The sequence below is a fragment of the Eubacterium sp. MSJ-33 genome (assembly GCF_022174665.1).
GTDB lineage: Bacteria > Bacillota > Clostridia > Lachnospirales > Lachnospiraceae > Coprococcus_C.
Window position 1 is genome coordinate 1109699 of record NZ_CP076562.1, and the last position, 7802, is coordinate 1117500.

Consider the following 7802-nt stretch of genomic DNA (forward strand, 5'->3'; position numbering starts at 1 on the left):
TTCAATGTATGATTGAAAGTCCTCCCGCTTTTTGATAAAATGCTGTGGTAGAATTTGTATTATAAGCAGGAGGATCTTACCATGCTGTTAGCATGCCAAAATATATCAAAAGCATTCGGAACAAAAGAGATCTTACGGGATGTGAATTTCCACGTCAACGAAAAAGAGAAAATCGCAATTGTCGGTATCAATGGTTCCGGGAAAACAACACTTCTAAAAATCATCATGGGAGAAGAAACGGCTGATAATGGTCAGATTATTCTTGCCAAAGACACAGCTATCGGTTATCTGTCACAGCATCAGGATATCTCTTTTGACAATACCATATACGGTGAAATGCTTGCCGCCAAACAATATATCGTTGACCTGGAAGCAAATATCCGCCGCCTGGAACACGATATGAAACATGCAGAAGGCGAAGAACTTGAAAACATCCTTGAGGCCTACAACCGTCTGAGTAGCAAATACGACCGCGACAACGGTTACTCCTATGAAAGCGAGATTACCGGTGTTCTGAAAGGTCTTGGTTTCGGTCCGGACGACTATGACCGCCATATCAACACCTTATCCGGCGGACAGAAAATGCGAATTGCCCTTGGGCGACTGCTACTGACCCGTCCCGATATCATCATTTTGGATGAGCCGACGAATCATCTTGATATGCCAAGTATTTCGTGGCTGGAATCCTTTTTATCTTCCTACCCCGGAAGCGTAATCATTGTCAGTCACGACCGTTATTTTATTGACCGCATAGCTACAAGCATCATAGAAATTGACAACAAAAAAGCGACCGTCTATCACGGAAACTATACTTATTATGCTGAAAAACGTGCAGAAATCCGTGCGAACATGATGAAAGCCTATTTAAACCAGCAACAGGAAATCAAGCACCAGGAAGCAGTCATTACCAAATTGAAACAGTTTAATCGAGAGAAATCTATCAAACGTGCGGAAAGCCGTGAAAAAATGCTGGACAAAGTCGAAGTTCTCGACAAGCCAGCTGAGATAGCATCGGAGATGCGTCTATCTCTTGAGCCTTCTGTCGAAAGCGGAAACGATGTCTTAACTGTCACACACCTTTCCAAATCGTTCGGAAACAACTGTCTGTTTGACAATCTGGATTTCGACATCAAGCGTGGAGAAAAGGTAGCTTTGATCGGCGGAAACGGAACCGGAAAAACAACGATACTAAAGATGATTAACCATATCGTAACAAAAGACAATGGAACGATTACACTCGGTTCACGTGTACATATCGGTTATTATGATCAGGAGCATCAGGTTCTCTCCCTGCACAAGACAATCTTTGAAGAAATCAGTGACGCTTATCCGGATCTGACAAACACAAAAATCCGCAATGTTCTGGCTGCATTTTTATTTACAGGGGATGACGTGTTTAAGAAAATTGAAGACTTAAGCGGTGGCGAGCGGGGACGTGTATCACTTGCCAAGCTTATGCTCTCTCCAGCTAATTTCCTTGTTCTGGATGAACCGACAAACCATTTGGACATCCAATCCAAAGGTATACTGGAAGACGCAATCCGCAATTACACCGGAACGGTGCTGGTTGTCAGCCACGACCGTTATTTTATCAATCGCATTGCAACACGAATTCTTGAATTAAAAGATCAGCAGCTATATTCGTTTATCGGGAATTATGATTATTATGAAGCCCATAAAGAACTGATTTACGAAGCCACTGTGCCAAAACAGGCTTTTAATTCTTCCATGGTGGCAGCTTCCACTCCTGTAGCTTCAAGCAAAGATGATTATAAAAAGCAAAAAGAAGAACAGGCACGTCTTCGCAAAAAAGAAAATGATATCAAAAAAGCAGAACAGAAAATCGAGCAGACAGAAGCAGAAATTACAAAAATTGACGAAGAATTTTTGAACCCGGATTTTGCAACTAATTCTGCAAAACTCAGCGAATTATCAAAAAAACGCGAAGAGCTTGAATCAACGCTCTCCGCACTTTATGAAACATGGGAAACTCTGCTTGATTAAAAAAACTTCTTTTCAAATTGACTGACCGGCATCGGTTTTGCAAAATAAAAACCCTGGAACAATGTGCATCCAAGTTCCTGCATATACCGAAGCTGGTCTTTTTGTTCCACACCTTCTGTAACCACGCTGATTCCCAATTCCGCTGCAAGATTCAGCACCATCTCCAAAATCATACGGCTTCTCTCCGGATCTTCATTTCTCCGCAAAAATTCCATATCAATCTTGATTGCATCCAGATTCATATCCTGAAGCATATTCAACGATGAATATCCCCGTCCAAAATCATCCATAACTATATGGAAACCATAATTCCGCAGCTCATCGATTAAGGCAAGTTGTTTGCTTGCATCTTTCATAACGGATGTCTCCGTGATTTCCAAGTGAAGAAGTTCCGGTTTTACATCATAGCATTCTACCAATGTCGTCAATGTCTGATATATATCTAAGAAATAAAAATCCCTCGGTGAAACATTGACCGAGATATAATACTCTTCCTTGCCCTGTTCTTTCCATCTCTGCAGCTCCTTACATGCGAGTTCCCACACATACTGATCCATTGCACTGATCAATCCTGATTTTTCGAAAACATCAACAAACTCTTCCGGAAGCATCATTCCATACACCGGTCTGAACCAGCGCACTAATGCCTCTGCACCAAGCATAGTTCCATCTATATCTACCTGTGGCTGTAAAAACAATTGAAACTCCTGTTTTGCAATTGCAGAACGGAACTCGCTCACCATATGCTGTCCTTCCAGCATTCTTTTACGCAGTTCATCATCATAATACGCTATAGACTGCTGATAATTACCCTTGATTGACTCGATTGCCAGAAATGCTCTGTCACAATATACAGATATCGGAGTTTTTACATTTCCGATTGGACAGATTCCGGTATATATTCTTGCATGATATGTATTGTCATCTCCAACACAGCTTACCAGATCCACTTCCTCCAAATAGCGTTCATGATCAAGCTTCTCCTCCCGCACACAAACCGCAAAACGATCTGCCGAAAGTCGTGCCACCTTCGTATCTCCGGTTGCAAGATTCCGAAACATGCCAGCAACAGCTTTCAATACATCATCCCCACGCTCAATACCAAACACATCATTGATAATCTTAAAATTCTGAATATCCGCACACAGAATACAATACTTTACGTTTGGATTTTTTCCAATCTGCTCAGTCACAACTTCATAGAAATACTCGCGATTTAAAAGTCCGGTCAACGCATCATAATTACTCCGGTACCGTTCTTCTTCTAACCGTTTTCTATGTTCTGTTTCATCATGCAGCACATAATAGCATCCTATAAAACGATTATCTTCATCCCAAATTCCACGATACTGTGTAACAAAAAAATGTGTTTGATTCAAAAACTCCGTTTCTCCCTGCCAGCTGCACGCTTCAATTTGTTCCGGTACTCGTCCATCGAGCCAATCACGATAATACTTTTCAATGACGGTAATATCTTTTTCTGCATGAAAAGCCAATTTTGCATAATTATTTGCGTATACGCAGCGTCCATTGATGTCCAGACAGATTACCCCATCTGTGAAATTCTGAACCGCCATAACAAGTGTCTTTTCTACCAGCCCCTTTGGAACATACTCAAATGTGAAATAATAGATTGCCGACGCAATCAAACCATAAAATAAAATTGAATAATCAAATTTCAAATCCAATATTTCATAGACAACATTCAGTGCAACCGTAAACAAGAAACAATACAAAATCGCATAATACTGCTTTACATATATCCGGGCTGCTTTGTAAATCTCATAAATAACCAAAATCAATATAAGCATCGCAAATGCATAAACAAACAATTTATGATATGTATACAGCCATGTACGCTCCGATACTCTATAATAATATCCATCTGCTTCGCTTCCAGATAATGTTACAGAAAATAATATTCTGTCAAATACATTGATCAGGCACAAAATTCCATCTATGATAATGAATACCGCTATGATGATTCCGCCCTTTTTTTCTACAAAGGTCTCCTGCGTAAAATCGTTCAGATAGATAAAGAAAAACAACACCAGGAAATCGCTGCTCAAAAAATATAAGCCATATGCCATTACTGCAAACGTTTCCTTCCAATGGAAAAGTGTAAGCGCATAAAAAAATATCGTTGATGCCGCTATGATATGTAATAATACCACGTCTTTGACAACACGTGTCCGTTCTGTTCGATTAATCATAATAATGCGATATGCCAATAAAACAACCATAATCAGCATAAGCGCCAACATGCCATTCTTCAATCTAATACCCTCTATCCTTCCATCGGTATATATTTATCCTCGTAATCCCATACTGACATTGGTTTTGCGAAATAATATCCCTGGAATACATCACATCCCATATCAGTTAAAGCTTCCACCTGTTCCACCGTTTCAACACCTTCTGTGACGACTTCCATTCCAAGCTTCTTGGAAAGCTGAATCACATTACGGACAATCGACATACTTCGCTCATTGTTCTGTGTCTTCCGAAGGAATCCCATATCCAGTTTAATGGTATCCATCTTGATATCCTTTAACATATTTAACGAAGAATATCCGCTTCCAAAATCATCCATCTCCACCTTGAATCCATATTGCCGCAATTTATTTACCAGTCTGATTACCTTCCTCGTATCTGCCATTACCGCCGTTTCTGTAATCTCCAGATGCAGATTTTTAGCCTCAAATCCATGTGTCTGCACTAATCCTGTGAATACCTTGTAAATATCCATATAATAGAAATCACGTGGCGAAATATTGACGGACAGATAAAAGTCTGCATGTCCCTGTCTACGCCAATCCCGCAACTGAATACATGCTTTCTCCCATATATAACGATCCAGCTCACTGATAAGTCCTGTCTGCTCAAATATTTCTATAAATTCTCCCGGCGGTATCATTCCGCGTTCAGGATGAATCCATCGTACCAGAGCCTCGCCGCCTCGGACAATACCATCCGATGAAATCTGTGGCTGAATATAAAAACAGAACTGTCCGCTTTCCAAAGCATCATGGAACTGCCCTACAATACTCTGTTCTTTCAAAGCATTCTCTCGCAATTTCTTGTCATAGTATACAATTCGATTCGCTGCATCATCCTTAATCGTCTTAATTGCCATAACCGCCCGGTCACACATAACAGCAATTGGGGTATCCAGATTATCCACTTCATAAACCCCCATATATATGCGAAGCCGGAAGTTTGAACTGCCTTCAATCTGTTCAATACGTGAAATCTCCTTCCGGAAAATACCTTCCTGAAACTCTTCTTTCGGGACTAATATCGCAAAGCGATCACCGGATAATCTTCCATACAGACACCCTGACGGTGATTTACTTTTCAGACTTTCTGCCTGTTTGATAAGAACTTCGTCTCCCTTTTTTATCCCATATACATCATTTACAATCTTAAAATCACGAATATCGCTACACACAATATAATACTTTTTATCTTTATTTTCACGTAATTTCTGTTCTACCCTCTGATAAAAATACTCCCGATTATATATACCGGTCAACGCGTCATGATTTGCCTTATATTGCTCCAGCTTTACCCGTTCTGTTTCTTCTGTCTGATCATGCATTAAGAAAAAGCTTCCTATATAGTGCTTGTCATATATCATTCTCTTATATTCAAACTGGAAGAAATGCATTTCCCCATCTATTTCCACTTGCTGTGTCCATATATTCTCCTGCAATTCCTGTAGATCCTGCAGATTTCTATCCTCCAGCCAATGCACTAATTCTTTGTCAAACATAGCATTATCCTGTACTTTAAGAATTCGTTTTGCCGATTCGTTTGCATGGATACATTTGCCTTTTAAATCATAACAAACTACCCCATCATCAATGGTTTTCACAAATAAAGAAAGCATCTTCTCCACCAAACCGGCAGGGACATGAAAAAAGGTAAAATAGGTGATTGCGCAGCACGATAATGTATATCCAGCCAGAGAGAAATCATAATCCCCCCCTATCTTGAAAAACAATATATTCGTAAACATGGTAAGCACCAACGTGATAAGCACAAACATGTAATTGACACGAAATACTTTCGGGCACTTCAACTTCCGGTAAAACAATATACCCATACCAACCATAGCAAAAAGATAACTTATAATTACATGCACAAAATACAGATTTTCATAACTTTTTACTGCATAAAAAGCGGTTTCAAACCGGTCTATTTTATTTACAACCTGAAATACACTGCGTGTGACCATATTTGAAAATAATACTACGGCATCCACAAACAATAATATACACGTAAGCACCAAACCACATACATGTTTTCGATTTGTATTTGTATAAACCCTGCTATATCTTGACAAAGAAAATGTCATAAATGCCACACTATAATAAAAAAGAATATAGAAAAACACAGCCATATTCTCATCCATGGTCATCAATGCCATACCATAGAACATTACCATGGCTGTCTGTGAAATCAATAATCCCAATACAGCATTACGCAATGGATTTTTCTCTATACACCATACTTTATATATACAAAATAAAAGGGGAATTAATAAGATAATCAAGCTCCCAAAGAATACATATTTCAATACAAACACCCCAAATCATATTTTCCAAAATTCATCTATAACTAATATTATTTTATAAAATTCGATATAGACTGTCAACTCAAAACGATATGTCTGTACAAAAAAAAGACCATACCGGTCTTTTTCTTTTCATGTACCTTCAGAACTTCATACAAAGATCTTATATCTAACCCTTAACAAATCATCTTTCCGTTCTCTAAACCTCTAAGGATAAGCCCTCGACCTATTAGTACTTGTCAGCTGAACGTGTTGCCACGATTACACTCCAAGCCTATCAACCTTGTAGTCTTCAAGGGGTCTTACTCTTAATGATGGGATATCTTATCTTGAGGGGGGCTTCACGCTTAGATGCCTTCAGCGTTTATCCCTGCCGGACTTGGCTACTCTGCCATGCTGTTGGTACAACAACAGATACACCAGCGGTCCGTCCATCCCGGTCCTCTCGTACTAAGGACAGCTCCTCTCAAATATCCTACGCCCACGCCGGATAGGGACCGAACTGTCTCACGACGTTCTGAACCCAGCTCGCGTACCGCTTTAATGGGCGAACAGCCCAACCCTTGGAACCTGCTACAGCTCCAGGATGCGATGAGCCGACATCGAGGTGCCAAACCACTCCGTCGATGTGAACTCTTGGGAGTGATAAGCCTGTTATCCCCAGGGTAGCTTTTATCCGTTGAGCGATGGCAATCCCACTTTATACCACCGGATCACTAAGTCCTACTTTCGTACCTGCTCCACCCGTCGGTGTCGCAGTCAAGCTCCCTTCTGCCTTTGCACTCTTCGAATGGTTTCCAACCATTCTGAGGGAACCTTTGAGCGCCTCCGATACCCTTTCGGAGGCGACCGCCCCAGTCAAACTCCCCGCCAGACATTGTCCCCCAGCCGGGTCACGGCTGCAGGTTAGGAATCCAGTACTACAAGGGTGGTATCCCAACAGCGGCTCACACGAAACTGGCGTCCCGTGATCGTAGCCTCCCACCTATCCTGTACAGGTAGTACCGAATCCCAGTATCAAGCTGGAGTAAAGCTCCATGGGGTCTTTCCGTCCTGGCGCAGGTAACCAGCATCTTCACTGGTATTTCAATTTCACCGGGTGTGTTGTTGAGACAGTGCCCAAATCATTACGCCTTTCGTGCGGGTCGGAACTTACCCGACAAGGAATTTCGCTACCTTAGGACCGTTATAGTTACGGCCGCCGTTTACTGGGGCTTAA

At 41.0% G+C, this 7802-nt stretch carries 3 protein-coding genes and 1 rRNA gene (1 of these 4 cut by a window edge); 1 reads left to right on the forward strand and 3 read right to left on the reverse strand.

The window, feature by feature from the left end:
* Window positions 1-81 precede the first annotated feature (81 nt).
* Window positions 82-2004, forward strand: coding sequence for an ABC-F family ATP-binding cassette domain-containing protein (locus tag KP625_RS05175; protein ID WP_238299648.1), 1923 nt, complete (start codon window positions 82-84; stop codon window positions 2002-2004).
* Here the strand turns inward: KP625_RS05175 and KP625_RS05180 are convergent.
* From KP625_RS05180 to KP625_RS05190, 3 genes are all read right to left on the reverse strand, one after another.
* Entirely contained in the window at window positions 2001-4280 is a 2280-nt protein-coding gene (locus KP625_RS05180) for an EAL domain-containing protein (protein WP_238299649.1), read from the reverse strand. The two genes, KP625_RS05175 and KP625_RS05180, sit on opposite strands and share 4 nt — an antisense overlap.
* A gap of 11 nt (window positions 4281-4291) precedes the next feature.
* The gene (locus KP625_RS05185; RefSeq protein ID WP_238299650.1) at window positions 4292-6595 is read right to left on the reverse strand and encodes an EAL domain-containing protein; all 2304 of its coding nucleotides are present in this window, start codon (window positions 6593-6595) and stop codon (window positions 4292-4294) included.
* A 197-nt stretch (window positions 6596-6792) separates the two neighbouring features.
* Window positions 6793-7802, reverse strand: a 23S ribosomal RNA gene (locus tag KP625_RS05190); it runs 1870 nt beyond the window's last position.

Excerpts from the sequence above, each read along its gene's own strand:
- KP625_RS05175 (WP_238299648.1), top strand. The coding sequence starts at position 82 with ATGCTGTTAGCATGCCAAAATATATCAAAAGCATTCGGAACAAAAGAG.